General features: G+C 71.0%; 26 protein-coding genes, 1 tRNA gene and 1 riboswitch. Of the genes, 9 read left to right on the top strand and 18 right to left on the bottom strand.

The features are described from left to right. The first annotated feature begins 248 nt into the window (after positions 1-248). Complete coding sequence (locus ACZ5FU_RS15385; protein WP_469045434.1) at positions 249-2951, top strand: transglycosylase domain-containing protein; 2703 nt, start codon at positions 249-251, stop codon at positions 2949-2951. A 530-nt stretch (positions 2952-3481) separates the two neighbouring features. On the opposite strand, the gene ACZ5FU_RS15380 is transcribed toward ACZ5FU_RS15385, so the two are convergent. The 4 genes from ACZ5FU_RS15380 to ACZ5FU_RS15365 form a co-directional block, all read right to left on the bottom strand. Then, entirely contained in the window at positions 3482-4369 is an 888-nt protein-coding gene (locus ACZ5FU_RS15380) for a prohibitin family protein (RefSeq protein WP_451776126.1), read from the bottom strand. A gap of 140 nt (positions 4370-4509) precedes the next feature. Next, the gene (locus ACZ5FU_RS15375; RefSeq protein WP_392241527.1) at positions 4510-4830 is read right to left on the bottom strand and encodes a DMT family transporter; all 321 of its coding nucleotides are present in this window, start codon (positions 4828-4830) and stop codon (positions 4510-4512) included. Between the two features lie 36 nt (positions 4831-4866). Beyond that, positions 4867-4938, bottom strand: a riboswitch (guanidine-III (ykkC-III) riboswitch). A gap of 114 nt (positions 4939-5052) precedes the next feature. Further along, entirely contained in the window at positions 5053-5355 is a 303-nt protein-coding gene (locus tag ACZ5FU_RS15370) for a GroES family chaperonin (RefSeq protein ID WP_236052880.1), read from the bottom strand. Positions 5356-5453: 98 nt separating this feature from the next. Beyond that, positions 5454-5783 carry a DUF3618 domain-containing protein gene (locus ACZ5FU_RS15365; RefSeq protein ID WP_451529012.1) on the bottom strand — a complete coding sequence of 110 codons (330 nt, stop codon included), beginning with the start codon at positions 5781-5783 and terminating at the stop codon, positions 5454-5456. Between the two features lie 101 nt (positions 5784-5884). On the opposite strand from ACZ5FU_RS15365, the gene bcp reads away from it, so the two are divergent. The 3 genes from bcp (at position 5885) to ACZ5FU_RS15350 (ending at position 7637) form a co-directional block, all read left to right on the top strand. Continuing rightward, positions 5885-6352: a thioredoxin-dependent thiol peroxidase gene (gene bcp, locus ACZ5FU_RS15360; RefSeq protein ID WP_451529011.1), complete on the top strand. Its 468-nt coding sequence runs from the start codon at positions 5885-5887 to the stop codon at positions 6350-6352. Positions 6353-6496: 144 nt separating this feature from the next. Next, a complete protein-coding gene (locus ACZ5FU_RS15355; RefSeq protein ID WP_469045433.1) occupies positions 6497-7519 on the top strand; it encodes an HNH endonuclease signature motif containing protein in 1023 nt (340 codons plus the stop codon). Between the two features lie 33 nt (positions 7520-7552). Then, a tRNA-Leu gene (locus tag ACZ5FU_RS15350) sits at positions 7553-7637 on the top strand. Positions 7638-7695: 58 nt separating this feature from the next. On the opposite strand, the gene rdgB is transcribed toward ACZ5FU_RS15350, so the two are convergent. The 4 genes from rdgB to ACZ5FU_RS15330 form a co-directional block, all read right to left on the bottom strand. After that, complete coding sequence (gene rdgB, locus ACZ5FU_RS15345; RefSeq protein ID WP_451529009.1) at positions 7696-8298, bottom strand: RdgB/HAM1 family non-canonical purine NTP pyrophosphatase; 603 nt, start codon at positions 8296-8298, stop codon at positions 7696-7698. Positions 8299-8547: 249 nt separating this feature from the next. Continuing rightward, complete coding sequence (locus tag ACZ5FU_RS15340; RefSeq protein ID WP_451529008.1) at positions 8548-8958, bottom strand: hypothetical protein; 411 nt, start codon at positions 8956-8958, stop codon at positions 8548-8550. A gap of 212 nt (positions 8959-9170) precedes the next feature. After that, complete coding sequence (rph, locus tag ACZ5FU_RS15335) at positions 9171-9908, bottom strand: ribonuclease PH (RefSeq protein ID WP_451529007.1); 738 nt, start codon at positions 9906-9908, stop codon at positions 9171-9173. 126 nt (positions 9909-10034) lie between these two features. After that, on the bottom strand, positions 10035-10268 hold the full coding sequence (locus tag ACZ5FU_RS15330; RefSeq protein ID WP_451529006.1) for a PTS sugar transporter subunit IIB: 234 nt from the start codon (positions 10266-10268) through the stop codon (positions 10035-10037). Between the two features lie 205 nt (positions 10269-10473). Between ACZ5FU_RS15330 and ACZ5FU_RS15325 the strand changes: the two genes are divergently transcribed. Both ACZ5FU_RS15325 and ACZ5FU_RS15320 read left to right on the top strand, forming a co-directional pair. Continuing rightward, on the top strand, positions 10474-11775 hold the full coding sequence (locus ACZ5FU_RS15325) for a PTS transporter subunit EIIC (protein WP_451529005.1): 1302 nt from the start codon (positions 10474-10476) through the stop codon (positions 11773-11775). A gap of 302 nt (positions 11776-12077) precedes the next feature. Beyond that, the gene (locus tag ACZ5FU_RS15320) at positions 12078-13331 is read left to right on the top strand and encodes a PTS transporter subunit EIIC (protein ID WP_451529004.1); all 1254 of its coding nucleotides are present in this window, start codon (positions 12078-12080) and stop codon (positions 13329-13331) included. 146 nt (positions 13332-13477) lie between these two features. On the opposite strand, the gene ACZ5FU_RS15315 is transcribed toward ACZ5FU_RS15320, so the two are convergent. Next, positions 13478-14230: an MBL fold metallo-hydrolase gene (locus ACZ5FU_RS15315; protein WP_451776135.1), complete on the bottom strand. Its 753-nt coding sequence runs from the start codon at positions 14228-14230 to the stop codon at positions 13478-13480. A 247-nt stretch (positions 14231-14477) separates the two neighbouring features. Between ACZ5FU_RS15315 and ACZ5FU_RS15310 the strand changes: the two genes are divergently transcribed. Beyond that, entirely contained in the window at positions 14478-14939 is a 462-nt protein-coding gene (locus tag ACZ5FU_RS15310) for a type II toxin-antitoxin system PemK/MazF family toxin (protein WP_451529002.1), read from the top strand. Positions 14940-14985: 46 nt separating this feature from the next. Here the strand turns inward: ACZ5FU_RS15310 and ACZ5FU_RS15305 are convergent, their stop codons facing one another. From ACZ5FU_RS15305 to clpS, 7 genes are all read right to left on the bottom strand, one after another. Then, positions 14986-15936, bottom strand: coding sequence for a PLP-dependent cysteine synthase family protein (locus tag ACZ5FU_RS15305; RefSeq protein WP_451529001.1), 951 nt, complete (start codon positions 15934-15936; stop codon positions 14986-14988). Positions 15937-15946: 10 nt separating this feature from the next. Beyond that, a complete protein-coding gene (locus tag ACZ5FU_RS15300; RefSeq protein ID WP_451529000.1) occupies positions 15947-16225 on the bottom strand; it encodes a MoaD/ThiS family protein in 279 nt (92 codons plus the stop codon). 91 nt (positions 16226-16316) lie between these two features. Beyond that, entirely contained in the window at positions 16317-16412 is a 96-nt protein-coding gene (locus ACZ5FU_RS15295) for a putative leader peptide (RefSeq protein ID WP_309504872.1), read from the bottom strand. 79 nt (positions 16413-16491) lie between these two features. Continuing rightward, positions 16492-16914 carry a M67 family metallopeptidase gene (locus ACZ5FU_RS15290; protein ID WP_451528999.1) on the bottom strand — a complete coding sequence of 141 codons (423 nt, stop codon included), beginning with the start codon at positions 16912-16914 and terminating at the stop codon, positions 16492-16494. 130 nt (positions 16915-17044) lie between these two features. Next, entirely contained in the window at positions 17045-18478 is a 1434-nt protein-coding gene (locus ACZ5FU_RS15285) for an amino acid permease (RefSeq protein ID WP_451528998.1), read from the bottom strand. Between the two features lie 526 nt (positions 18479-19004). Continuing rightward, complete coding sequence (locus ACZ5FU_RS15280) at positions 19005-19607, bottom strand: DUF2017 domain-containing protein (protein ID WP_451528997.1); 603 nt, start codon at positions 19605-19607, stop codon at positions 19005-19007. 11 nt (positions 19608-19618) lie between these two features. Continuing rightward, a complete protein-coding gene (gene clpS / locus ACZ5FU_RS15275) occupies positions 19619-19936 on the bottom strand; it encodes an ATP-dependent Clp protease adapter ClpS (RefSeq protein ID WP_451528996.1) in 318 nt (105 codons plus the stop codon). A gap of 138 nt (positions 19937-20074) precedes the next feature. Between clpS and ACZ5FU_RS15270 the strand changes: the two genes are divergently transcribed. Continuing rightward, entirely contained in the window at positions 20075-21421 is a 1347-nt protein-coding gene (locus ACZ5FU_RS15270; RefSeq protein WP_469045432.1) for a nicotinate phosphoribosyltransferase, read from the top strand. Positions 21422-21558: 137 nt separating this feature from the next. After that, entirely contained in the window at positions 21559-22146 is a 588-nt protein-coding gene (locus tag ACZ5FU_RS15265) for a nicotinamidase (protein ID WP_451528994.1), read from the top strand. Between the two features lie 89 nt (positions 22147-22235). On the opposite strand, the gene ACZ5FU_RS15260 is transcribed toward ACZ5FU_RS15265, so the two are convergent. Both ACZ5FU_RS15260 and ACZ5FU_RS15255 read right to left on the bottom strand, forming a co-directional pair. Next, positions 22236-22580: a hypothetical protein gene (locus tag ACZ5FU_RS15260; RefSeq protein WP_451528993.1), complete on the bottom strand. Its 345-nt coding sequence runs from the start codon at positions 22578-22580 to the stop codon at positions 22236-22238. Between the two features lie 144 nt (positions 22581-22724). Then, positions 22725-25070, bottom strand: coding sequence for an immune inhibitor A domain-containing protein (locus ACZ5FU_RS15255; RefSeq protein WP_469045431.1), 2346 nt, complete (start codon positions 25068-25070; stop codon positions 22725-22727). Positions 25071-25170 lie beyond the last annotated feature (100 nt).

The raw sequence follows: 25170 nt of genomic DNA, 5'->3' as shown, positions 1-25170 counted from the left end.
CGCGCACGGCAGGAGCCGCGCACGGAGCCGGAGCGGCACGGGAAACCGGAGCGGCACGGGAAGCCGGGGCAGGACGCGAAGCCGGGGCAGGACGCGAAGCCGGAAACGCACGGAAAGCCGGGGCAGGCCGCGAAACCGGGGCAGGCCGCGAAGCCGAGGCGACGCGGGAGACCAAGGCGAAGCCGGAGACCGGAGCGGCACGGGAGACCGGGGCGGCGCGCGAGGCCGAGGACGCGCGGGGGCCGGAGGTGACACGGCAGCTGCGGGCCGTACGCGGCCCCGGAGCGGCCCCCGCCTCCCGGACGGCCCGCACGCCCGGAGCGACCGGCACCCCCGGAACGGCCGGTGCCCCCGGGGCGGCCGGTGCCCCCGGGGCGGCCGGTGTCCCCGGCACGGCCCGCACCCCCGGTGCGGCCGGTGTCCCCGGGGCGGGCCGGACCGGCGACGCGGACCACCGGCCCAAGGCGGCGCACACCCCCGGGCCGGCCCGCGTCGGCCCGGCCCACGCACCCGGGGCGACCGCCTCCTCCGCGGCGGCCGGCACTCCCGAGACGCCCGGCGCCCCCGGCACGGCGAGCACGGCGAGCCCCGCCGACGGCGCCGGGCCCAAGCGCCCGAAGCGGCCCAAGCGCACCGGCTGGCGCCGCCTCTTCCCCACCTGGCGCATGGTCCTGGGCACCTTCGTCCTGTGCGCCCTCGTCCTCGTGGGCCTGTTCTTCCTCGGCTACTCCATGGTGAAGATCCCCTCGGCCAACGCCCTCGCCACCAAACAGAGCAACGTCTACCTCTACGCCGACGGCACCGAGATCGCCCGCGACGGCACCGTCAACCGCGAGAACGTCGAGCTCTCCCAGATCTCCAAGGCCGCCCAGCACGCCGTCCTGGCCGCCGAGGACCGCGACTTCTACACCGAGTCCGCCATCGACCCCAAGGCGATGCTCCGGGCCGGCTGGAACACCGCCCTCGGCAAGGGCAAGCAGTCCGGCTCCACGATCACCCAGCAGTACGTGAAGAACTACTACCTCGCCCAGGAACAGACCGTCACCCGCAAGGTGAAGGAGTTCTTCATCGCCATCAAGCTGGACCGCGAGACCTCCAAGGACGACATCCTCGAGGGCTACCTCAACACCAGCTACTTCGGCCGCAACGCCTACGGCATGCAGGCCGCCGCCAAGGCCTACTACGGCGTCGAGGCCGCGGCCCTCACCCCCGCCCAGGGCGCCTACCTCGCCGCCCTGGTCAACGCGCCCAGCGAGTACGACGTCATCGCCCACCCCGAGAACCGCAAGGCCGCCGAGGCCCGCTGGAACTACGTGCTCGACGGCATGGTCACCAAGGGCTGGCTCAGCGAGGCCGACCGCACCGGACTGACCTTCCCCAGCCCCAAGGAGACCTCCGGCGCCGACAACGGCATGTCCGGCCAGCGCGGCTACCTCGTCACCGCCATCAAGGACTACCTGCGCACCAACAAGATCGCCACCAGCGAGGAACTCGAGGCCGGCGGCTACCGCATCACCACCACCCTGGACAAGAAGAAGCAGAACGCCTTCGTCAAGGCCGTCGACGACCAGCTGATGGACAAGCTCGACCCGAAGAACCGCAAGGCCGACACCTACGTCCGCGCCGGCGGCGCCGCGGTCGACCCCAGGACCGGCAACGTCCTCGCCCTCTACGGCGGCGTCGACTACGTCAAGCAGTACACCAACAACGCAACCCGCCGGGACTTCCAGGTCGGCTCCACCTTCAAGCCCTTCGTCCTCACCTCGGCCATCGAGAACGAGTCCGAGACCCAGGACCGCCGCCGCATCACCCCGGGCACCCTCTACGACGGCACCAACAAGCGCCCCGTGCAGGGCTGGAGCGGCAGCACCTACGCCCCCGAGAACGAGGACTACGTCAACTACGGCGACATCGACGTCCGTACCGCCACCGACAAGTCCGTGAACTCCGTGTACGCGCAGATGGCCGTCGACGTCGGCCCCGAGAAGGTCAAGCAGACCGCCGTCGACCTCGGCCTGCCCGGCGACACCCCCGACCTCAACCCCTACCCGTCGATCGCCCTCGGCACGGCCACCGCCAGCGTCCTCGACATGGCCGAGGCCTACGCCACCCTCGCCAACCACGGCCGGCACGGCACGTACACCCTCATCGACAAGGTCACCCGCAACGGCGTCGACGTCCTCGACCTCCCCGAGCGCAAGACCTCCCAGGTCATCAGCCGCGAAGCCGCCGACACCACCACCTCGGTGCTGCGCGGCGTCGTCCAGAACGGCACCGCCACCGCGGCGCTCGCCGCCGGCCGCCCCGCCGCCGGCAAGACCGGCACCGCCGAGAAGGACACCGCCGCCTGGTTCGCCGGCTACACCCCCGACCTCGCCACCGTCGTCGCCGTCATGGGCCAGGACCCCGTCACCGCCGCCCACAAGCCGCTCTACGGCGCCCTGGGCCTGCCCCGCATCAACGGCGGCGGCGCACCCACCCAGATCTGGGCCCAGTTCACCAGGAACGCCCTCAAGGGCACCCCCGTCAAGGACTTCACCCTCCGGGTTCAGGAGGGCTCCGCGGAAACCGCCGCCCCCTCCTCCTCCGAGCCCTCCACGGGCGAGCCGAGCACGGGTGACGAGACGGACGGCTCCACCGGCGGCCAGAACACCCGGACCCCCGGAACGCCCCCGGGCCGCACCGGCGGCACCACGGGCGGCAGCACCGGCGGCACGACGACCGGCGGCACCCCCACCACCGGCGGCACCACCGACGGAGGCACCACCGGGAACACCTCCACCGGCGGCACGCCCGTCACGGGCGGCACCACCGGCAACAGCACCGGCGGCGGCACCGGCGGAGACGCCTCCACCGGCTCGACCACCGACGGCAGCACCTCGGACGGCACCACCGGCACCCTGGGCGGAGCCTTCCCCCAGCTCGCGAACCGCCGCCCGGTCGAGGAGTGACCACCCGGGGCCCGCCGGACACGGCAGGCCCCGGACGGATCGATCACGAGCGTTGTCGACACCTGGCGCCCGGGTCGCCCGAAGACGAAGACCTCCGGTGTGGCGGGGCCGTCCAGGACCGCACCGCACCGGAGGTCTTCGTGTCCCGCCGTCATGCCCGGCCGGCCGTCCACGGCGAACGGCTGCCGGTCGAGTGGATCCGGCGGCGAGGGCGGGCGCGTCGGCCTCCGGCCCGCCCGGGCCCGTCCGCCGTCGCGCGCGTCCCGTCCCGCCCCGACGTCCCGTCCCGCCCCGACGTCCCTCCTCGCCGGGCCCGTCCCCGCTCGGCGGCGGCTTCCCCGAGAGCCTCCATGACGTCCTTGCCGACGATCACCCCGGCAGCGTCGTGGTGCGGGGGCCCGGCCGCGGCGCAGTCGTACCCGCCGAACGACGGCGCGCGGGGTCCCGCGGGGTCCCGCCGGTTCGTGACGGGTGCGGGCGGCGTCCCACCCGGCCGCCCGCCCCTCTCCCGGCATCGCCTGCCGGCGCCCTCAGTCGCCGCTGTTGTCGACGATGACAGGCGTGCCGCCCGAGCCGGTACCGCACGGCACCGCGTACACGGGGTGGGCCTTCGCGGCGTCCTTGTACGCCTCCAGGCACTGGTTGTACAGAACCTTGTCGCTCAGCGACCTCTCGATGATCTTGTTGGCGGCGGCGGTGCCCTCCGCCTCGATCCTCTTGCGCTCCGCCTCCGCCTTGGCCGTCCGCGCCGCCTCGGTGGCCCGCTCGGTGGCCTGCTCCTGCTGGATCTTCTTGTCGATCTGCTCCTGCAGCTTCTCCGACGGCTTCACGTTGCGCAGGTTGACGGTGGTGATGTCGATCCCGCGTGGCGCCAGGCGCTTCTTGACGAGGTCGGCGATCTCCACGCCGATCTGCTCGCGGGCGGAGGCGTAACCCTCCTCGCTGGTGTGCTTCGCGAAGACGTTGCGGATGATCTCGCGGCTGTCCGGCAGCACCAGACGCTCCTCGACGGTTTCCTCGCTGCCCGCCAGCCGGTAGAGCTCGACCGCCTTGGCCGGCACCACGGCCCACTTGATCGTGACGTCCACGTACAGCACACCGCCCTGCGAGGAGCGGACCTCGACCACGTCCTTGTCATGGAGGTCGAGGTCCACCGGACGCGTGGAGAAGGTCATGACGTCGGTGAACGGTGACGTGAAGTGGATACCCGAGCCCACCGGCTCACCGACCTTGCCGAAGGTCACCGGCACGCCCACCTCGTAGGCACTCACGACGTTCACACAGGCGAAAGCGCCTGCCAGCACACCCGCCACGGCACTGAGCGCCGCTCCGATCTTCCAGCCCGAGGTGGCGCGGCCACGGCCGACGACGAAGAGCACCACAGCGGCCATGAGCAGCAGGACGGACAACACGAGCACGGGCATTCCCCTCCAGAACGTCCGCGCCCCCCGGGCGCGGCCCCGGCGCATCGTAGCGGCCGCGCAGGTCGGGGCGATGGCGTGCCGGCTGAACGCCGGGCCAACACTCCGACCGGCGTGATCCCGGCATCGCACAGGCCCTAGTGTCCCGAGGTCGCCTTCAGACCCACCACCGCGACCAGCAGCAGACACACGAAGAAGATCCGGGCGGCGGTCGCCGGCTCGCCCAGCACGGCCATGCCGAACACCGCCGCCCCCGCCGCCCCGATCCCCACCCACACGCCGTACGCGGTCCCGATCGGCAGCGAACGGGCGGCGTACGACAGCAGCAGCATGCTGGCGACGATCCCCGCACCGGTGAACAGGCTCGGCACCAGTCGCGTGAACCCGTCGGTGTACTTCATCCCGACCGACCAGCCCACCTCCAGCAGACCGGCGACGACCAGCAGGACCCAGGCCATGACAGCACCTCCGGGAAACGAACGCTCGACAACAACGGTGCGTCGTCTTTTCCTCGGTCCATCCCGGTACGGCGCGTCTCGTCGGGGTCCCTCCAGGCCAGGAAAGCACACCCCAGCATCGAGAAAAAGGGCTGGTGACCATGGTCACCAGCCCTTTTCGCCACTGGATCAGAGACGACAGGGAGGTCGGAAAGGGTGGGAGGACCGGAAGGGTCGGGGAGGTCAGAGATACAGGCCCGTCGAGTCCTCCGACCCCTCGAACCGGTCCGCGGCCACCGCGTGCAGATCCCGCTCGCGCATCAGCACGTACGCGACGCCCCGCACCTCCACCTCGGCCCGGTCCTCCGGGTCGTACAGCACCCGGTCGCCCGGCTCCACGGTCCGCACGTTCTGGCCCACCGCCACGACCTCCGCCCACGCCAGCCGACGGCCCACGGCCGCCGTCGCCGGGATCAGGATCCCGCCACCGGAACGCCGCTCGCCCTCACCGGTCTCCTGGCGCACCAGGACCCGGTCGTGCAGCATCCGGATGGGGAGCTTGTCTTCGTGGCTGCTCTGCCCGCTTCTGTCACCGCTCACGCCGACGAACCTACCTGCCTCCGCCCGGCGGCGACGCCCGCGGGTCAGCCCTTGCGGCGCCGCGTGCCGAACGCGAGCAGCCCCACGACCCCGACCACCACGAGGGCCACCGGCACCACCCGCTCCAGGCGCGGCGCGCCCTCCTCGTCCACGAACTGCGCCCGCACATCGCTCACCACCCGGTTGACCTGCACATAGGCCCTCCCGAGGGTGTGATCGACGTTGGCCGCTACCTTCGCCTTGGCATCGCCGACGATCGTCTTCGGGTGCACCCGCACCCCGATCTCGTCGAGCGTCTCGGCCAGCACGTCTCGGCGGCGCCTGATGTCCGCCTCGATCTGCGCCGGGGTTCTGGTGTCCGACGTGTCCGCCACGGTGGGGCCTCCGAAGTGAGCCGACGTTTCCTACGTGTGCTGGACAGTCTGTCAGTTCCCCGCGCGCCCGCACGGTCAGGACCCCCGGTTACGCTGGCCCGATGAGCGAGCGACTCCAGCCCGGGGACGTGGCCCCCGCCTTCACCCTCCCCGACGCCGACGGCCACGAGGTGTCCCTGTCGGACCACGAGGGCCGCAAGGTCATCGTCTACTTCTACCCGGCCGCCCTGACCCCCGGCTGCACGAAGCAGGCCTGCGACTTCACCGACAACCTCGACCTCCTGGCCGGCGCCGGGTACGACGTCATCGGCATCTCCCCCGACACCCCCGAGAAGCTCGGCAGGTTCCGCGAGAAGGAGTCCCTCAAGGTCACCCTCCTGGCCGACCCCGAGAAGAAGACCCTCGACGCCTACGGGGCGTTCGGCGAGAAGAAGAACTACGGCAAGACCTACCAGGGCGTCATCCGCTCGACGATCGTCGTCGACGAGGACGGCAAGGTCGCCCACGCCTTCTACAACGTCCGGGCCACCGGCCACGTAGCCAAGATCATCAAGGACCTGGGCGTCTGATCCCCCTCCCTCCTCCCCCCCCCCGGCGGCCCGCCCCGGAACCCCGGAACGGGCCGCTCCCCTTCTCCCCGCGTGACCACCCGACAAACGTTTCGTTACTCCGTACGAGACCACGAACAGGCGGTCGGGGACGGAAGGGGTTCGGTGGGAGCCGACACGTACACGAGGGAGCGGCTCGCGCCGGAGGTCGCCGAGGCGCGGAACTGGGCCGACCTGATGCGGCGGCTCGGTCTCGAGCCGAGTGGCGGCCGACGTCGGGTGTTGCAGGAGCACGTGGCCCGTCACGGACTCGACACCAGCCACTTCGTGAAGCGCAGCCCGTGGCGGAAGTATCCCGACGCCGCCGTCGAGGAAGCCGCCGCCTCCTCGTCCTCACTGCGCGAAGTGGCGCTGAAGCTGGGTGCGACGCCGGCCACGGGAACCCTCTCCCACATCCGGCGCCGCATCGACGCGGCGGGCATCGACATCGGTCACTTCCCCGGCATCGGCCGCGCGGAGCCGGACCTGCCCTTCACCCCGGAAGAACTCCGGGCGGCCGCCGCGAAGGCCACGAGCGTACGAGGCACGGCACGAGCGCTGGGCGTTCCCGACGACGGTCGGTCCCGGGCCGCGCTGCGGCGCATGCTGACCGCCGAGCGCATCGACGTCGGTCACTTCACCCACCGTCGCACCGTGATTCCGGAGGACGAACTGCGCAGCCTGGTGGAGACGTCCACCAGCTACGCCGACGTCATGCGCGGGCTCGGCATGGACGTCGACGACACCAACCACCGGCGCGTGCGGCGCGCGGTCTCACGCCTCGGCCTCGACACCGGTCACTTCGAGCGCCGGTCCTGGGGACGGCCCGAGCGCCCCGCACGCCCGGCGATCGCACCACGGGTGCTGGTGGTCCTGCCGGAGCAAGCCGGTCGGACGAACAGGGACCGGCTTCACCGGGCCCTGACGGAAGTCGGGGTGCCCTACGCGTGTGCGGAGTGCGGCAACACCGGTGCGTGGCGGGGTCGTCCGATCACCTTGCAGATCGACCACGTCAACGGGAACTGGGGGGACAATCGCCGCGAGAACCTGCGATACCTGTGCCCCAACTGCCATTCGCTCACGGAGACGTGGTGCCGCCGGAAAAGCAGAAACACACTCGCCGGGGGACCGGGCATCCCCGTACACTGAGGGCCGCCGGTCAACGAGGATGACCGCTTTTGAGCGGCCGTGATGGAATTTGGCAGTCATGCTGGGTTTAGGTCCCAGTGGGTTCACACCCGTGTGGGTTCGAGTCCCACCGGCCGCACAACACAGAAGGGCTGCCCGGTCGGGCAGCCCTTCTGTGTTGTGCGCGGCCCGGGCCCTCAGCCCAGCAGCTCGCGTACCACCGGTACCAGTTCCCGGAAGGCCTTGCCCCGGTGGCTGATGGCGTTCTTCTCCGCGGGGGTCAGTTCCGCGCAGGTGCGGGTCTCGCCGTCCGGCTCGAGGATCGGGTCGTAGCCGAAGCCGTTCGTGCCGGCGGGGGCGTGGCGGAGCACGCCCGTCAGGCGGCCCTCGACCACGCGTTCCGTGCCGTCGGGGAGGGCGAGGGCGGCCGCGCAGGCGAAGTAGGCGCCCCGGTGGCCGTCGGCGATGTCGGAGAGCTGGGCGAGGAGCAGGTCGAGGTTGGCCTTGTCGTCGCCGTGGGCGCCGGCCCAGCGGGCCGAGAAGATGCCGGGGGCGCCGCCCAGGACGTCGACGCAGAGGCCGGAGTCGTCGGCGATCGCGGGGTGGCCGGTGGCCCGGGCGAGGGCGTGGGCCTTGAGGAGGGCGTTCTCGGCGAAGGTGACGCCGGTCTCCCTGACGTCGGGGACGTCTGGGTAGGCGTCCGCCCCGACGAGGTCGTGGGGCAGACCTGCGTCGGCGAGGATCGACCTGAGTTCGGTGATCTTTCCGGCGTTGCGGGTGGCGAGGATCAGGCGGGTCATGTGCCCAGTATCCCGATCTGCCCGGTGTTCCGGCCGGCCGGTGTCCCGATCGCGGGATGTCCCGGCTCGCCCGGTGTGCCGCTGACCGGTGCCCCGCCGGCCGATGTTCCACCGGCTGGTGTGCCGCTGGCCGGTGTGCCGCCGGCGGGTGTCCCGGCTCGCCCGGTGTGCCGACTGCCCGGTGCCCGCCGGCCGATGTGCCGACTGCCCGGTGTCCCGGCGGCCGGTGTGCCGGTTCGCGCGTGGGTGCTACGGGGTGCAGACCTTGGTCAGTTCGCCCGCCGCGTCGGTGACGGGGCTGAGGTCGGGGGTGTCGTCGCCGTTCTCGATGGCTGTGCGGACGTTGGTGACGGCCTCGCGGAGGTCGTCGACCGCCTTGTCGACGTCGGCGTCGTCGGTCTTGTCACCTATCTTGTCGAGGTTGTCCTCGATGGAGGTGAGGGACTCCCGGGTCTGCGTGGGGTCGTCGGCGGCGCTCTCCACGGCCTGCTGGAGGTCGGTGACGCTGTCGGCGATGGAGTCGGCGGTCTGGACGCAGTCGAGTGCCTTGTTCACGGCGTCGCAGCCGGTGGTCGTGAGTCCGAGGGTCAGGGCGACGGCCGCGGTGGCGGCGGCGACGGTGAGGCGGCGGTGTCGGTGACGGCCGGCGGACTGGGACATGACTGTGTTCCTCCCCTTGTGCAGGCCCCCCGGGAGGCCCCCGTCGTGCACGGCCCCGGTGCGGGCCGTGCGTACGGCCCCGGTGCGCGGGCCGTACGGGCCGGCCGTCGTCCGGGCCGCCCCGTGCACGGCCGCGCGGGCCGTCGTACTGCGCAAGACGCGGGGACGGACGGCGGGGTTGCCCGCGCGTCCGGCCCTGTTTGGTCTGCTCTTTACTTTTGCAGGACGGTATCAAGTGCCGTGCGCTGCAGGGTGGTCAATTCCGCGCAGCCCGAAACGGCGAGGTCCAGCAGGGAGTTGAGTTCGTCGCGGGCGAAGGGCTGGGCCTCGGCGGTGCCCTGGACCTCGACGAAGCGGCCGTCGCCGGTGCAGACGACGTTCATGTCGGTCTCGGCCCGGACGTCCTCCTCGTAGCAGAGGTCGAGGAGGGGGACGCCGCCGACGATGCCGACGGAGACGGCGGAGACGGTGCCGGTGAGGGGCTGTCGGCCGGCCTTGATCAGTTTGCGTCCCTGGGCCCAGGTGACGGCGTCGGCGAGGGCGACGTAGGCGCCGGTGATGGCGGCGGTGCGGGTGCCGCCGTCGGCCTGGAGGACGTCGCAGTCGAGGACGATGGTGTTCTCGCCGAGGGCCTTGTAGTCGATGACGGCGCGCAGGGAGCGGCCGATGAGGCGGGAGATCTCGTGGGTGCGGCCGCCGATCCTGCCGCGGACGGATTCGCGGTCGCCGCGGGTGTTGGTGGCGCGGGGGAGCATGGAGTACTCCGCGGTGACCCAGCCTTCGCCGCTGCCCTTGCGCCAGCGGGGGACGCCTTCGGTGACGGAGGCGGTGCAGAAGACCTTGGTGTCGCCGAAGGAGACGAGGACGGAGCCTTCGGCGTGCTTGCTCCAGCCGCGTTCGATGGTGACGGGGCGGAGCTGTTCGGGGGTGCGGCCGTCGATGCGAGACATGGCGTCGAGCCTAGCGGCAGGTGGGGCGGGCGCTGGTGGCGCAGGCGGGGAAGGGGCTCTGTCGCGGACGGGGAAGGGGCCCCTGCCGCGGGTGCGGAAGGGGCCCCTTCGGGTGAGCGGCGGGGCTCACATCATGTCTTCGATCTCCGCGGCGACGGGGTCGGCGTCGGTGCCGATGACGACCTGGATGGCGGTGCCCATCTTGACGACGCCGTGGGCGCCGGCGGCCTTCAGGGCGGCTTCGTCGACCAGCGAGGGGTCGGAGACCTCGGTGCGGAGTCGGGTGATGCAGCCCTCGATCTCCTCGATGTTGTCGATGCCGCCGAGGCCGGCGACGATCTTCTCAGCCTTGCTGGCCATGTCCTTCTCCCTGAAGTCCCTGGAGCCGTTGGGGTGCCCGGGTTGCCTGGTCGACGTGGTGCGGTCCGGTCGGGACCGCCTGTCGCAGTAACCCACAGTTGGCCCATCTTTGCGAGCGATTGCGCCGGATGTGTCGAAGGATGACGCCACAGCCACGGAATCGTCCGTAGCTGGTCTACACCACCTGACAGGCGGTCGCCAAACCATGAGTGCCGAGAGCGCCGGTCCCGCGGCGGGTTCCGGGCGGGTCCGCTGGAACAACCTGTTCCAGGGGCTGCAGAAGATGGGGCGCAGTCTGCAGCTGCCGATCGCGGTGCTGCCGGCCGCGGGCATCCTCAACCGGCTGGGGCAGCCCGATGTGTTCGGGGCCGACGGGCTGGGCTGGACGGACGTGTCGAAGGTGATGGCGGGCGCGGGCGGTGCCCTGCTCGACGGTCAGCTGGGCCTGCCGCTGCTGTTCTGCGTCGGGGTGGCCATCGGGATGGCGAAGAAGTCCGACGGGTCGACGGCGCTGGCGGCGGTGGCGGGCTTCCTCGTCTACTACAACGTGCTGCGGCAGTTCCCGGAGAACTGCGGCGAGGGGTTGAAGGCGGTGCCGGGCATCGGCTGCCAGGGGATCGAGGACGGCACGGTGGTGGCGTTCACGTACCAGAATCCGGGGGTCTTCGGCGGCATCGTGATCGGTCTGCTGGCGGCCTATTTCTGGCAGCGCTTCCACCGTACGAGGCTGGTGGACTGGCTGGGCTTCTTCAACGGGCGCCGGCTGGTGCCGATCATCATGTCCTTCGTGGCGATCGCCTTCGCGGCGTTGTGCCTGTGGGTGTGGCCGCCGATCGGTGACGCGCTGGAGAGCTTCAGCGACTGGCTGGACGGTCTGGACGCCTGGGGTGCGGGCATCTTCGGGGTGGCGAACCGGGCGTTGCTGGTGATCGGTCTGCACCAGTTCCTGAACGTGCCCATCTGGTTCCAGTTCGGTTCGTACACCAAGCCGGACGGGACGACGGTGCACGGTGACATCAACATGTTCCTGGCGGGCGACCCGGACGCGGGGCAGTTCACCTCGGGTTTCTTCCCGATCATGATGTTCGCGTTGCCGGCGGCGGCCCTGGCGATCACGCACTGCGCGCGGCCGGGCCGTCGCAAGGAGGTCGGGGGGCTGATGCTGTCGGTGGCGCTGACGTCGTTCGTGACGGGCATCACGGAGCCGATCGAGTACTCGTTCCTGTTCGTGGCGCCGGTGCTGTACGCGATCCACGCGGTGCTGACGGGTGTGTCGATGGCGGTGACGTGGGGGCTGGGGGTGCACGACGGTTTCAGTTTCTCGGCGGGTCTGATCGACTACGTCATCAACTGGAATCTGGCGACGCGGCCGTGGGCGATCATCCCGATCGGCCTGGGCTTCGCCCTCGTCTACTACGTGATCTTCCGCTTCGCGATCACCCGGTTCGATCTGAAGACGCCGGGGCGGGAGCCGGAGGAGGAGAGGGAGGACACCACCAAGGCCTGAGAGGGGCCTCGGGGGGTGGGTGCCCGGGCCTTCGGACCGCCGGTCCGGGGGCTCTTCGCCGTGCCGGTCCGGGGTCTTTCACCGTGCCGCGCAGGGGGCTCTTCGCCGTGCCGCGCCGGGGGTCCCGGTGGGTGCGGCGGCGGTGCGACGTCGGAGTGCGGTCGGCGTGACGCCGGTGCCGCGCCGGTGCGGTGCGTAGTGCTCCGGTTGCAGTTTTGACGGGTTCCTTATATCCCCTTCATCGTGCTAGAAACAGGTCTACACCACTGAGTGGTGTAGACCACCACCGATGGAGGAAGTCTATGAGCACCGCCACCTCGCCAGCGGCGGCCCCCCCGAAGAAGTGGGGATCAGGCCTGTTCCAGGGCCTTCAGAAGGTCGGCCGCAGCCTCCAGCTGCCCATCGCCGTGCTGCCGGCGGCGGGCATCCTGCTGCGGCTCGGCCAGCCGGACGTCTTCGGCAAGGACGGCCTGGGCTGGGGCAAGGTCGCGGACGTGTTCGCCACCGCCGGTGACGCCGTCTTCGCGAACCTGCCGCTGTTGTTCTGCGTCGGTATCGCCATCGGCTTCGCCAAGAAGGCCGACGGCTCGACCGCCCTCGCCGCGCTCGTGGGCTTCCTCGTCTACAAGAACGTCCTGACCGCGTTCCCGATCACCGACGCAAAGGTGACCGAGGGCGCGGACGTGGCCGCCACCTACAACGACCCCAAGGTCTTCGGCGGCATCATCATGGGCCTGATAGCCGCGGTCACCTGGCAGCGCTTCCACCGCACCAAGCTCCCCGACTGGCTGGGCTTCTTCAACGGCCGTCGCCTGGTCCCGATCCTGATGGCCTTCATCGGCACCGCCGTGGGCGTCTTCTTCGGGCTGGTGTGGGAGCCGGTCGGCGAGGTCATCACCGACTTCGGCGAGTGGATGACCGGTCTCGGCGCGGTCGGCGCGGGCATCTTCGGCGCGATCAACCGCGCGCTGCTCCCGGTGGGCATGCACCAGTTCGTCAACACGGTGGCCTGGCAGGAGATCGGCTCCTTCAAGGACGCCTCCGGTGCCGTCTGGCACGGTGACCTGCCGCGCTTCTTCCACGGTGACCCGACCGCGGGCCAGTTCATGACCGGCTTCTTCCCGATCATGATGTTCGCGCTGCCCGCCGCCGCTCTCGCCATCACGCACACCGCGCGTCCGGAACGCCGCAAGGCGGTCGGCGGCATGATGGTCTCGCTGGCGCTGACCTCGTTCGTCACCGGCATCACCGAGCCGATCGAGTTCGCCTTCATGTTCATCGCGCCACTGCTGTACGTCATCCACGCGGTGCTGACGGCCGTGTCGATGGCCGTCACGTGGGGTCTGGGCGTCCACCACGGGTTCAGCTTCTCGGCGGGTGCGATCGACTACTTCCTCAACTGGAACCTGGCCACCAAGCCGTGGCTGATCATCCCGATCGGCCTGGTCTTCGCGGCGATCTACTACGTCGTCTTCCGCTTCGCCATCACCAGGTTCAACCTCACCACCCCCGGCCGCGAACCGGAGGAGGAGGTCGAGGACCTCACGAAGGCGTGAGCCTCGGCTGACACACGGAACACGGCGCACGACGTACGGCGCACGACGTACGGCGCACGACGTACGGCGCACGCGAAGGCCCCCGGAGCCCTGAACCGCTCCGGGGGCCTTCGTCGTGTCCGCTCCCGCGCGCGCGGAGGGGCGCGTCAGATCTCGTACGTCGCTCCCGGCACCGCCACGTCCACCGGCCCGTCGAACACCGCGCGGGCGTCGGCGAGGTTGACCTGCGGGTCGGTCCACGGCGGGATGTGGGTGAGGACGAGGCGGCGGGCGCCTGCCCGGGCCGCCGTCTGTCCCGCCTCGCGGCCGTTGAGGTGCAGGTCGGGGATGTCTTCCTTGCCGTGGGTGAACGCGGCCTCGCACAGGAACAGGTCGCTGTCGCGGGCGAGTTCGTCGAGGGCCGGGGTGACTCCGGTGTCGCCGGAGTAGGTGAGCGTCCGCCCGCCGTGCTCGACGCGGATGCCGTACGCCTCCACCGGGTGGGCCACGCGTTCCGTGTGGACCGTGAACGGGCCGATGTCGAAGGTGGAGGGCTTGACGGTGTGGAAGTCGAAGACCTCGCTCATGGAGGAGGCCGAGGGGGTGTCGGCGTAGGCCGTGGTGAGGCGGTGTTCGGTGCCCTCGGGGCCGTGGACCGGCAGGGGGGCGCAGCGTCCGCCCTCGTGGCGGTAGTAGCGGGCCACGAAGTACGCGCACATGTCGATGCAGTGGTCGGCGTGCAGGTGGCTCAGGAAGATCGCGTCGAGGTCGTAGAGACCGCAGTGGCGCTGCAGCTCGCCCAGGGCGCCGTTGCCCATGTCGAGAAGCAGCCGGAAGCCGTCGGCCTCGACGAGGTAGCTCGAGCAGGCCGATTCCGCGGACGGGAACGACCCCGAGCAGCCGACGACGGTGAGCTTCATGGAACAGAAACCTCCGGTGGCGGTGACCGGGAAGTACCGGGAAAGGTCGGAAGACGGACGGTCGTGAGAAGGGGGCGACAGAGGTCGTACGGTCCGTCGAGCGTAAGGCGCGAAACCTTCGGTCGCTCCTCCACCTGGGGCTGTTGTGGGGGAACTCACCTGCGCTGTCACCGGTTCGGCTGGACCCGGAGCGCGGGGGCGTGCGGAAGGGCGCGCACGAGGGAACGCGCCCCGGTACGGTCGTGCCATGGACACGTCCTGGTGGCTGGCTCTCGTGGCGGTGGTGCTGCTCGCACTGGTCGCCACCCTCGTCGACGGCTGGGGGCGCGGCCGGCGTCCGGCGGGGCGCAGGTCCCGGCCGCCGGGCCGGCCGGAGCGGGAGCGCGGGCGGGGCGCGGGGCGGCCGCGGCCGGCGGAGATCTGGTGGGCGAACGTGCCGTTCGAGGACGGGCCGGGCGCGAAGGACCGGCCGTGCCTGGTGCTGACGGTGCGGGGGAACCGGGTGACCGTCGCGAAGATCACCAGCAGGCGTCACGACGAGCGGGCCGGGGTGATCCCGCTGCCGCCGGGCTCGGTCGGGGACGCGCGGGGCCGGGCGAGTTTCCTGGAGACCGACGAGCTGCGCCAGGTGCCGCTGGGCGATTTCCGGCGCCGGGTGGGTGTGGTGGACCCGGCCCTGTGGGACCAGGTCCGTCACCTGACGGGATAGCGCGGATCGGGCCGGGCCGCTCACACGCCCGGAGCCGTCGGGCCGCTCACGCCCAGAGCTGCCCCTGGAGCGTCTCGATGGCCTCTTCGGTGGTGGCGGCCGTGTAGACGCCGGTGGAGAGGTACTTCCAGCCGCCGTCGGCGACGACGAACACGATGTCGGCGCTCTCGCCCGCGTTGAGGGCCTTCCTGCCGACGCCGATCGCGGCGTGCAGGGCGGCGCCCGTGGAGACGCCCGCGAAGATGCCCTCCTGCTGGAGCAGCTCGCGGGTGCGGGTGACGGCGTCGGCGGAGCCGACGGAGAAGCGGGTGGTGAGGACGGAGGCGTCGTAGAGCTCGGGGACGAAGCCCTCGTCGAGGTTGCGCAGGCCGTAGACCAGGTCGTCGTAGCGCGGCTCGGCGGCGACGATCTTGACGTCGGGCTTGTGTTCGCGCAGGTAGCGGCCGACGCCCATGAGGGTGCCGGTGGTGCCGAGCCCGGCGACGAAGTGGGTGACCGAGGGGAGGTCGGCGAGGATCTCCGGGCCGGTGGTGGCGTAGTGGGCGCCGGCGTTGTCCGGGTTGCCGTACTGGTAGAGCATCACCCAGTCGGGGTGCTCGGCGGACAGCTCCTTGGCGACGCGCACGGCGGTGTTGGAGCCGCCCGCGGCCGGGGAGGGGATGATCTCGGCGCCCCACATGCCCAGCAGGTCGCGGCGCTCCTGCGAGGTGTTCTCGGGCATCACGCACACCATGCGGTAGCCCTTGAGCTTGGCGGCCATGGCGAGGGAGATGCCGGTGTTGCCGGAGGTCGGCTCCAGGATCGTGCAGCCGGGGGTGAGCCGGCCGTCCTTCTCCGCCTGCTCGATCATGTGCAGGGCGGGGCGGTCCTTGACGGAGCCGGTGGGGTTGCGGTCCTCCAGCTTGGCCCAGATGCGGACGTCGGTGGACGGCGAGAGCCGCGGCAGGCGCACCAGAGGGGTGTTGCCCACCGCGGCGAGGGGGGAGTCGTAGCGCATCGGGATCGGCTCAGGCCATGCCGCCGGCCACGGCCGGCAGGATCGTCACGGTGTCGCCGTCGGTCAGCTTGGTGTCGATGCCGTCGACGAACCGGACGTCCTCGTCGTTCAGGTACACGTTGACGAAGCGGCGCAGCTGGCCGTTGTCCACGATGCGGGCCCGGATGCCCGTGTGCCGGGTCTCGAGGTCGGTGAACAGGTCGGCGAGGGTCTCACCGCTGCCCTCCACCGCCTTCTGGCCGTCGGTGTACTGGCGGAGGATGGTGGGGATGCGGACCTCGATGGCCATGGCTCAGGGCTCCTGTCGGAAGGTGTGGGCAGCGCGGGAACGAGCGTGCGGGGGCGCCGCGGCGCACGGCCGTACGGCGGCGGGACCGGCGTCAACAGATGGCGCTGGCGAGCCTGCACAGGTCGACGTGCAGCCGCGCCACGAGCAGTGCGCCCGGCGTCTTCTCGCTCACGTCGTGGAAAACCATGGGCTCATCGTATCGATTCCCGGTCCGGCCCTTGGAGTGTGATCCCACATGATGGATGGTTTCCGACCGGATGCCGGGATCAGTAGGCCTCGACGACCTTGACCTCCTCCTCCGTGACCTGGCCCTCCACGATCCGGAACGAGCGGAACTGGAAGGGGCCGGCGTCGTCGGTGTCGGCGGTGGAGACGAGGACGTAGTGGGCGCCGGGCTCGTTGGCGTAGGAGATGTCGGTGCGGGAGGGGTGGGCCTCGGTGGCGGTGTGGGAGTGGTAGATGATCACCGGCTCCTCGTCGCGGTCGTCCATCTCGCGGTAGAGCTTGAGCAGGTCCTGCGAGTCGAACTCGTAGAAGGTGGGCGAGCGGGCCGCGTTGAGCATGGGGATGAACCGCTCGGGGCGGCCCGAGCCCGCGGGGCCCGCGACCACGCCGCACGCCTCGTCGGGGTGGTCCTCGCGCGCGTGGGCGACGATCTGGTCGTACAGGGCCTGGGTGAGGGTCAGCATGGTCGCCAGGATAAGCAGAGGGGCCGCGCCGTACCGAAGGGCGGTACGGCGCGGCCCGTATGCCGGACGTCCTGGGCGGTGGCCGCGGGGGGCGCCACGAGTGCTCCCCGCCGCCGGACGTCCTCGGGGGTCAGCCCACCGTGTCGAGTTCCGGCCTGCGGTCCTCGGTGGTCCGGGAGCCGCGGTTCTTCAGCACGGCCCAGCCGACGCCGAGGGCGGCGGCCCAGCCGGCCATCACGTAGAGGCAGACGCGGGAGTCGGCGTCGTAGGCGATGAGGCCGGTGACGAAGAGCAGGAAGGCGATGGCGACGTAGCTGCACTTGGCGCCGCCGGGTGCCGGGAAGGGCGAGGCGGGCAGGCGGCCGGCGTCGACCGCGCGGCGGTAGAGGACGTGGCTGATCAGGATCATCAGCCAGGTCCAGATGCCGGCCGCGGTGGCGACGGAGGTGACGTAGCCGAAGGCCTTCTCGGGGACGACGTAGTTGAGGACGACGCCGATGCCCATGAAGGCGACGGAGACGGCGATGCCGAGGGCGGGCGTCCTGGTCGCGGAGAGCCTGCGGAAGGCGGCGGGGGCCTCGCCGCTGTCGGCGAGGTTGCGCAGCATGCGACCGGTGGAGTACATGCCGGAGTTGCAGGAGGACAGGGCGGCGGTGAGCACGACGAAGTTCACGATGGCGGCGCCGGCCGGGATGCCGATCTTGGCGAAGGCGGCGACGAAGGGGCTCACGCCGGGCGCGAACTCGGTCCACTTGACGACGCAGAGGATGACGGTGAGCGCGCCGACGTAGAACAGCGCGATGCGCCACGGCAGGGTGTTGATGGCCTTGGGGAGGGTCTTCTCCGGGTCCTCGGACTCGCCCGCGGTGACGCCGACCAGCTCGACGGCGAGGTAGGCGAACATGACGCCCTGGAGGGTCATGAGGGAGGAGCCGACGCCCTTGGGGAAGAAGCCGTCGAAGGCCCACAGGTTGGAGACGGCGGCGGTGTCGCCGGCCGAGCTGAAGCCGAAGGTGAGGACGCCGAGGCCGATGACGATCATGCCGATGAGCGCGGTGACCTTGACCATCGAGAACCAGAACTCCAGCTCACCGAAGAGCTTGACGGAGATCAGGTTGACCCCGAAGAGGACCACCAGGAAGACCAGGGCCGTCACCCACTGGTGGATGGACGGGAACCAGTAGTTGACGTAGATCGCGGCGGCCGTCAGCTCGGCCATGCCGGTCACCACCCACATCAGCCAGTACGTCCAGCCGGTGAAGTAGCCGAAGAACGGGCCGAGGAACTCGCGGGAGTACTCCGCGAAGGACCCGGAGACCGGGCGGTAGAGGAGCAGCTCGCCGAGCGCCCGCATGATGAAGAAGATGATCACGCCCGCGAGGGCGTACATGAGGATGAGGCTGGGGCCGGCCTTGGCGATGTTCGCCCCGGCTCCCAGGAAGAGGCCGACGCCGATGGCGCCGCCGATCGCGATCATCTGGACCTGGCGGCTGCCGAGTCCGCGCTCGTAGCCCTCCTCCGAGCCCTCGGGGGCCTTCTCCTCGTCGACCTGAGCGGAGGTCATGTGTGGTGCGCCTTTCTCCATGCCGAACCGGGCCTTCGTCGGCCGCGGATCGGGTCTCGATCCCCCCGGATTGATGGAGCGTTGTGCCTGGCCGACGTTCCGTCGGCTCGGTGGCGCACCCGGCGGGCATACGGGTGGTGCCTGCCGGGCGGTCGTGAAGATTTATCACGCCCGTCATCCTGATCGCCCGGGCGGCGTGTGGCACACGGCACAAGAAGAAGCGGCCAAACTGGACACAAAAGGGGCACAGTCGGCTGCGGCGGTGACGCGATCGTTATCCGGATTTGAGCGTCCTCTGAGCGGACGCGCAACGGTCGCACATCAGGAGACAACGGGCATTCCGCGGGGCGCGCGCCCCGCGCCGACCGGCCCCGTGCGCCCGGCTCCACGGCACGCCCCCGATCCACACCGCGGGGGATCCCGGGCGGACCCGGGCTTCGGACCGGACCCCACGGCCCGGACCCCACGGCCCGGACCCCACGGCTCGGGCCCGGAGCCCCGGGCCTCAGGCCTCAGGCCTCAGGCCTCAGGGCATGAGGGTGGTCACGAGCGTCTCCTGGAGGCCGCCCAGCCACAGGTACGCCATCACCATCGGCTTGCGCGGGTCCTCGTCCGGCAGCCGGTAGAGGAGGTCGGTGTCGTCCTCGGCGGTGATGTCCAGCCGGGAGCCGATCGCCAGCCGGAGGTCGTTGAGCGCCCCGAGCCACCGCCGGGACTCCTCGGGCGACAGTTCGAGGACCGCCACGCCGTCGGCCTCGGCGACCAGCGCGTCCAGCGAGCGCACGACCGCGAGCGCGTTCTCGCGCTTGCCGGCCCTGAGGTCGTTCTCGGTGAAGCGGCGGAACTCGGCGGAGCGGGAGCGCCGTTCCTCCTCCTCCCGGGGGCCGGGGGCGGCCTCGGGGTCGACGTAGGCGTCGGGGAAGAGGCGCTGGAGGACCGGGTCGGAGGGCGGTTCGCTCGGACCCTCGGCGAACAGCTCCGCGAGCGGGTCGGCGGAGGCGTCCTCGGCGGGGCCGGGGCCGATCAGCTCCAGGAGCTGGACGGCCAGTGACCGGATGATGGAGATCTCGACGTCGTCGAGGGCGACGGCCGCGCCGCCGCCGGGCATCGGTTCGAAGTGTCCTGGCATCGGTGAGGTGACTACTTCCGGTCCTGCTGGAGGGTGGCCCACAGTCCGTAGCCGTGCATCGCCTGCACGTCGCGTTCCATCTCCTCGCGGCTTCCGCTGGAGACGACCGCCCGGCCCTTGTGGTGGACGTCGAGCATGAGCTTGGTGGCCTTGTCCTTGGAGTAGCCGAAGTACGCCTGGAAGACGTACGTCACGTAGCTCATGAGGTTGACCGGGTCATTGTGGACGATCGTGACCCAGGGGACGTCCGGCTCCGGTACGGCGAAGACCTCCTCCGCCGACTCGGTGCGTTCGATCTCAAGGGGAGCGGGTGACGTCACAGTGCCCATGCTGCCATGAGCCCCGGAAATCGTCACACCGACGAAAAGGGAGTACGATCCCCTGCCAAGCGACGCGCTCCGGGGGTACGGCCCCCGGACCCCCGGCCTGGCCGGGGCACCCGGAGAGTCATGGACTAGGTGAGGCAAGTGGACGTAGCGGATCTCGGGCTGCCGGTGGATGTTCCCTCGACGGCGCTCTTCACGGACCAGTACGAGCTGACGATGCTGCAGGCCGCGCTGGAGGCGGGCACCGCCGGGCGGCGCAGCGTCTTCGAGGTCTTCACCCGGCGGCTGCCCGAGGGCCGGCGCTACGGCGTGGTGGCCGGCACCGGGCGCGTCCTGGACGCCGTCGAGAACTTCCGCTTCGACGCGAGCCTCCTCGGCTTCCTGCGCGAGCGGAGGATCGTCGACGAGGCCACCCTGGAATGGCTGGCCTCCTACCGCTTCTCGGGTGACGTCTGGGGCTACCCGGAGGGCGAGGTCTACTTCCCCGGCTCGCCGGTCATGCGGGTCGAGGGCTCCTTCGCCGAGTGCGTGCTGCTGGAGACCGTGATCCTGTCCATCCTCAACCACGACTCCGCGATCGCGGCCGCGGCCTCCCGGATGTCCTCGGCGGCCGGGGGACGCCCGCTGATCGAGATGGGTGCCCGCCGCACCCACGAGCTGGCCGCGGTGGCCGCCTCCCGCGCCGCGTACGTCGGCGGCTTCGCCACCACCTCCGACCTGGCGGCCGGTTTCCGCTACGGCATCCCCACGGTGGGCACCAGCGCGCACGCCTTCACCCTCCTGCACGACACCGAGCGCGACGCCTTCCGTGCCCAGGTGGAGTCGCTGGGCCGCGGCACCACCCTCCTCGTGGACACCTACGACGTCACCGAGGCCGTCCGCACGGCCGTGGAGGTCGCCGGGCCCGAGCTGGGCGCGGTGCGCATCGACTCCGGCGACCTGCTGCTCGTCGCGCACCGGGTGCGCCAGCAGCTGGACGAGCTGGGCGCGACGGACACGAAGATCGTCGTGACCTCGGACCTCGACGAGTACGCCATCGCCTCCCTGGCCGCGGCACCCGTGGACGCCTACGGCGTGGGCACCCAGCTGGTGACCGGCTCCGGGCACCCGACGGCCTCCATGGTCTACAAGCTGGTCGCCCGCGCCGAGTCCGACGACCCGCGGGCGCCGCTGGTGCCGGTGGCGAAGAAGTCGTCCGGCGGCAAGACGTCGATCGGCGGCCGCAAGTGGGCCGCGCGCCGCCCGGACGCGGACGGCGTCGCCGAGGCCGAGGTCGTCGGCACCGGCCAGGTCCCCGCCGAGCTGGCCGACCACCAGCTGCAGGTCGAGCTGGTCAAGGGCGGCGAGGTCGTCGCCCGCGAGCCCCTGGACGTGGTCCGCGACCGGCACGCGGCCGCCCGCGCCGGGCTGCCGCTGTCCGCCACACAGCTCTCGCGCGGGGAACCCGTCCTCACGACGGAGTACGTCCAGGGGCGCTCGGGTAGCTAGAAGCGCAACGTCCACGGGACGGGGCGGCCCGCGCCCCCTCCCCTACCGCCACCACCATCACCGAAGTCTCCAGGCTCGATCACTTCACCCTCCCCCGGGTCCGGAAGGGCCTGGGCCCCCATCGAAGGACACCCACCATGCGCCGCGCCTTGATCGTCGTAGACGTGCAGAACGACTTCTGCGAGGGGGGCAGCCTCGCGGTGTCCGGCGGTGCCGACGTCGCCGCCGCCATCACCGAGCTGATCGGGCAGGCCCCCGCCGGGTACCGCCACGTGGTGGCCACCCGCGACCACCACATCGCCCCCGGCGGCCACTTCGCCGACAACCCCGACTACGCGCACTCCTGGCCCGCGCACTGCGTCGCGGGCACCGAGGGCGTCGGCTTCCACCCGAACTTCGCCCCGGCGGTCGCCTCCGGCTCCGTCGACGCGGTCTTCGACAAGGGCGCCTACTCCGCCGCGTACAGCGGGTTCGAGGGCGCCGACGAGAACGGCGTCGGGCTGGGCGACTGGCTGCGCGCCCGCGGGATCGACGAGGTGGACGTGGTCGGCATCGCCACCGACCACTGCGTGCGGGCCACGGCCCTGGACGCGGCCCGGGAGGGCTTCCGCACCCAGGTCCTGCTCGACCTGACCGCCGGGGTCGCCCCGGAGACCACCGAGCGGGCGCTCGAGGAGCTGCGCGGGGCGGGCGTGGAACTGTCGGGCAAGCCGGTCGTGCGCTGATCCCGGCCGGCCCCGGGGTCCTCCGTCCGGGCCGGGGCCGGGCTTGGGAGAGGCCGGGGCCGGGGAGGCGGCGGGGCCGGGCCGCGGGCCTACGTCCCGGTGGCCGCCGGGCGGCGCAGCAGCGCGCGGATCGGGCGCCACGGCTCCGGGACGCCGATCAGCGTGGTGACAGCGTTGTCGGGGGCGGTGCGCCATATCAGGCCGTCGGGATGGTGCAGGACCGCGGTGATCTCGTCCGGGCTGGGCGGGGCGGCGTTGCCCCGCAGGTAGACGGCGCGCAGACCCAGGTTGCGGAGCCTGGTCAGGGCTCGGGCGCGGTTGCGGGCGAGGACGAGGACGCGTACGCCGGCGGTGCCGTCGGCGACGGGGCTGGGCAGGTTCAGCGCCACCACCACCGAGCCGTTCGGCAGCTTGCAGAAACCTCCTGCGGACATGCGGTCACATCCCCGTGCGTGTCGGCGCCGGAGCGGTCGTCTCCGGGACTGTCAATAAGAAGGGCACAGGAGGCACCTAAACACGATCGGCGGCAACCCGCCAGGGGTTGCCGCCGATACGCTTGTGACCTGCTAAAACGTCGACTACTTGGCCGACGGGCCGACCTTCACGGTGACCGTCGAGCCGCTCAGGGGCTCGCTGACGATCTTGATGGAGGTGTTGGTGTCAGTGACCTTGACACCCGCGGCCGGGTTCGACGCGTCGTAGTAGGACGACTTGCCGTCGTCGAAGACCGGGACGCCCGGGCGGGCCTTGATCTTCGTGGCGACGTCGGCCTTGTGCAGCGTGATCGCGTCGGTCGGGTACCAGCTGAAGGTGGAGTCGAAGGCCTGGACGCGGTTGCGCATCAGGGTGCCGTCGGACCACTTCAGCGGGGTCGGGTGCGAGTCGACCGGGAGGATCAGGCCCTCACCCGGGTGCTGGCTGGTGTTGTCGTCGCCCTGGGAGGTGTCCCACTTCCAGATCAACAGGCCGTTCTGGTACGGGTAGTGCTCCACCCAGTCCGGACGGGTCGTCGAGAAGCCGTAGTTGTACGGGCCGACCTTGAGGACCTTGTCGTACGAGACGTACTGACGGTTCTCGGCGATGTAGTACTGCGCGTAGTCGTCCGTGATGGCCGCGCCGATGCGGCTGAAGCCGTTGGCCGTCCACGCGGCGTCCGCGCTCTCGGCGTCGTCGGAGAACAGGGTGGCGCCGTCGGCGGTCACCGTGATCTCGTCGGCCGTGAAGCCCTTCTGGGCCACGCCGCCGTCGGTGGCGTAGCGGAAGCGGACGTCGATCTTCTGGCCCGCGTAGGCGTCCAGGGAGTACGTCAGCTTCTGGTGGGCGTCGACCGTGCCGGTGAGGGCGGGCTTGCCGCTGCCGTCCCGCGGGACGGACGAGCCGTCGGCGAGCTTGCCGTCGACCGGCGTCCAGTTGGAGCCGTCCGTGGACACCTCGGTGTAGAGGTAGTCGTAGTCGGTCTCGATGTCCCACCAGCCGTCCAGCGACAGCGCCGCCGTCGACTTGCCGGTCAGGTCGACCGAGCGGGTCAGGGTGTTGCGCAGGTCGTCACCGCTGCCGCTCCACCACTGCGTGGCGCCCTGGGCGGGTGCGACGACGTCGGTGGTGACCGTCTTCTTCGGCAGGGAGACGATGAGGGCCTGCGGGTTCTTGGTGTTGTACTCCGCGACGCCCAGCGTGTGCTTGGACTTGACGCCCGCCTTGGCGACCTCGTAGTCCAGCCAGCCCAGCTGGAGCTTGTCCCAGGCGTTCATGTCGCCGGGCAGGTCGCCGATGGAGTTCTTGCCCGTGCCGAGCCAGGAACCGGAGGACATCAGGGTCCAGAAGCCGGTGGAGTTCTCGCCGCCGGCCGTGTCGTACTCGTCGGGCAGGCCGAGGTCGTGGCCGTACTCGTGGGCGAAGACGCCCAGGCCGCCGTTCTCCGGCTGGATGGTGTAGTCGCCGACCCAGATGCCGGTGTCGCCGATCTGGGTGCCGCCGAGCTTGTTGGTGTCCGGGCCGGTGGAGCCGGCGTCGGTGCCGAAGGCGTACCAGCGGTGGGCCCAGATGGCGTCCTCACCCTGGGCGCCGCCGCCCGCGGACTCGTCCTCGCCGGCGTGCACGATCTGGAAGTGGTCGATGTAGCCGTCGGACTCGTTGAAGTCGCCGTCGCCGTCGAAGTCGTAGCGGTCCCACTGGTCGTACCCGGCCAGTTCCGCCTTGATCTCGGCGGCGGTGTCACCGGCGGCCTCGCGCTCGGCGACCCAGGCGTTGACGCCGTCCTGCACGGCGTACCAGGCGCCGGTGGAGGCGTCGTTGGAGCCGTAACGGGCCTCGTTGTAGGGGACCTTGACCCAGTCGGTGACCTCACCGTCGACCGAGTAGCGGCCCGAGGACTGCTTCTCGTAGTACTTCTTCAGGGACTCGGTGCCCGCGGCGGTGCCGAAGTACAGGTCCTGGAAGTGCTTCTGGTCGTAGTCCGCCTGCCAGGCGGTGCTGTTGTCCTTGGCGCGGTCCGGCTGCGCGATCTGGTTGTGCAGCGGGCCGGGGGTGCCGCCGTAGCGGCTGTCCACCTGGTCGCCGAACTCGACGAGGATCGTGAAGATCTTGTCGGTCTTCTCGCGGCCGAGTTCGACGTACTTGCTCTTGCCCTTGCGGCTGTCGAGCTGGACGACCTTGGAGCCGTCCCGGTTCTTGACCGCGGCCTCGCCGGATATGACCTGCTCGAGGGCTTCCTCGCGCTGGGCCTCCTGCGTCTTGCTGAGCGGCCCGTCGAAGTCGTGTTCGCGGGTCTCGGCCGACTGCGGGTCGTGCCGGTCCACCGCCGGGGTGCCGGACGGCGCGCCGACGGCCGCCTGCGCCACGGTGAACGTCGAGAACGTCGCCGAGGCCGCCGCGAGGGCGACGACGGTGGCGGCCGTCCTGAACGTCCAGGATCTGCTGGTCACTTGATTGCCTCCCCTGACGCGTGCCGGACACGCGGAAGGGGGATCCATGTCAAGGGATGTCCGCGCGCGGTTATACGCGTGTAGCCAAGTGCCGTCATTT

The sequence above is a fragment of the Streptomyces sp. NPDC031554 genome, from assembly GCF_055580685.1.
This window is presented reverse-complemented; position numbering and strand designations above follow the sequence as displayed.

Excerpts from the sequence above, each read along its gene's own strand:
- ACZ5FU_RS15300 (WP_451529000.1), bottom strand. The coding sequence starts at position 16,225 with ATGGCCATCGAGGTCCGCATCCCCACCATCCTCCGCCAGTACACCGAC.
- rph (WP_451529007.1), bottom strand. The coding sequence starts at position 9,908 with ATGTCTCGCATCGACGGCCGCACCCCCGAACAGCTCCGCCCCGTCACC.
- ACZ5FU_RS15375 (WP_392241527.1), bottom strand. The coding sequence starts at position 4,830 with ATGGCCTGGGTCCTGCTGGTCGTCGCCGGTCTGCTGGAGGTGGGCTGG.
- clpS (WP_451528996.1), bottom strand. The coding sequence starts at position 19,936 with ATGGGCACTGTGACGTCACCCGCTCCCCTTGAGATCGAACGCACCGAG.
- ACZ5FU_RS15305 (WP_451529001.1), bottom strand. The coding sequence starts at position 15,936 with ATGCGCTACGACTCCCCCCTCGCCGCGGTGGGCAACACCCCTCTGGTG.
- ACZ5FU_RS15260 (WP_451528993.1), bottom strand. The coding sequence starts at position 22,580 with ATGTCCGCAGGAGGTTTCTGCAAGCTGCCGAACGGCTCGGTGGTGGTG.
- rdgB (WP_451529009.1), bottom strand. The coding sequence starts at position 8,298 with ATGACCCGCCTGATCCTCGCCACCCGCAACGCCGGAAAGATCACCGAA.
- ACZ5FU_RS15295 (WP_309504872.1), bottom strand. The coding sequence starts at position 16,412 with ATGGTTTTCCACGACGTGAGCGAGAAGACGCCGGGCGCACTGCTCGTG.
- ACZ5FU_RS15370 (WP_236052880.1), bottom strand. The coding sequence starts at position 5,355 with ATGCTGCACGACCGGGTCCTGGTGCGCCAGGAGACCGGTGAGGGCGAG.
- ACZ5FU_RS15315 (WP_451776135.1), bottom strand. The coding sequence starts at position 14,230 with ATGAAGCTCACCGTCGTCGGCTGCTCGGGGTCGTTCCCGTCCGCGGAA.
- bcp (WP_451529011.1), top strand. The coding sequence starts at position 5,885 with ATGAGCGAGCGACTCCAGCCCGGGGACGTGGCCCCCGCCTTCACCCTC.
- ACZ5FU_RS15285 (WP_451528998.1), bottom strand. The coding sequence starts at position 18,478 with ATGACCTCCGCTCAGGTCGACGAGGAGAAGGCCCCCGAGGGCTCGGAG.
- ACZ5FU_RS15340 (WP_451529008.1), bottom strand. The coding sequence starts at position 8,958 with ATGTCCCAGTCCGCCGGCCGTCACCGACACCGCCGCCTCACCGTCGCC.
- ACZ5FU_RS15265 (WP_451528994.1), top strand. The coding sequence starts at position 21,559 with ATGCGCCGCGCCTTGATCGTCGTAGACGTGCAGAACGACTTCTGCGAG.
- ACZ5FU_RS15330 (WP_451529006.1), bottom strand. The coding sequence starts at position 10,268 with ATGGCCAGCAAGGCTGAGAAGATCGTCGCCGGCCTCGGCGGCATCGAC.
- ACZ5FU_RS15290 (WP_451528999.1), bottom strand. The coding sequence starts at position 16,914 with ATGCTGACCCTCACCCAGGCCCTGTACGACCAGATCGTCGCCCACGCG.
- ACZ5FU_RS15325 (WP_451529005.1), top strand. The coding sequence starts at position 10,474 with ATGAGTGCCGAGAGCGCCGGTCCCGCGGCGGGTTCCGGGCGGGTCCGC.
- ACZ5FU_RS15280 (WP_451528997.1), bottom strand. The coding sequence starts at position 19,607 with ATGCCAGGACACTTCGAACCGATGCCCGGCGGCGGCGCGGCCGTCGCC.
- ACZ5FU_RS15320 (WP_451529004.1), top strand. The coding sequence starts at position 12,078 with ATGAGCACCGCCACCTCGCCAGCGGCGGCCCCCCCGAAGAAGTGGGGA.
- ACZ5FU_RS15310 (WP_451529002.1), top strand. The coding sequence starts at position 14,478 with ATGGACACGTCCTGGTGGCTGGCTCTCGTGGCGGTGGTGCTGCTCGCA.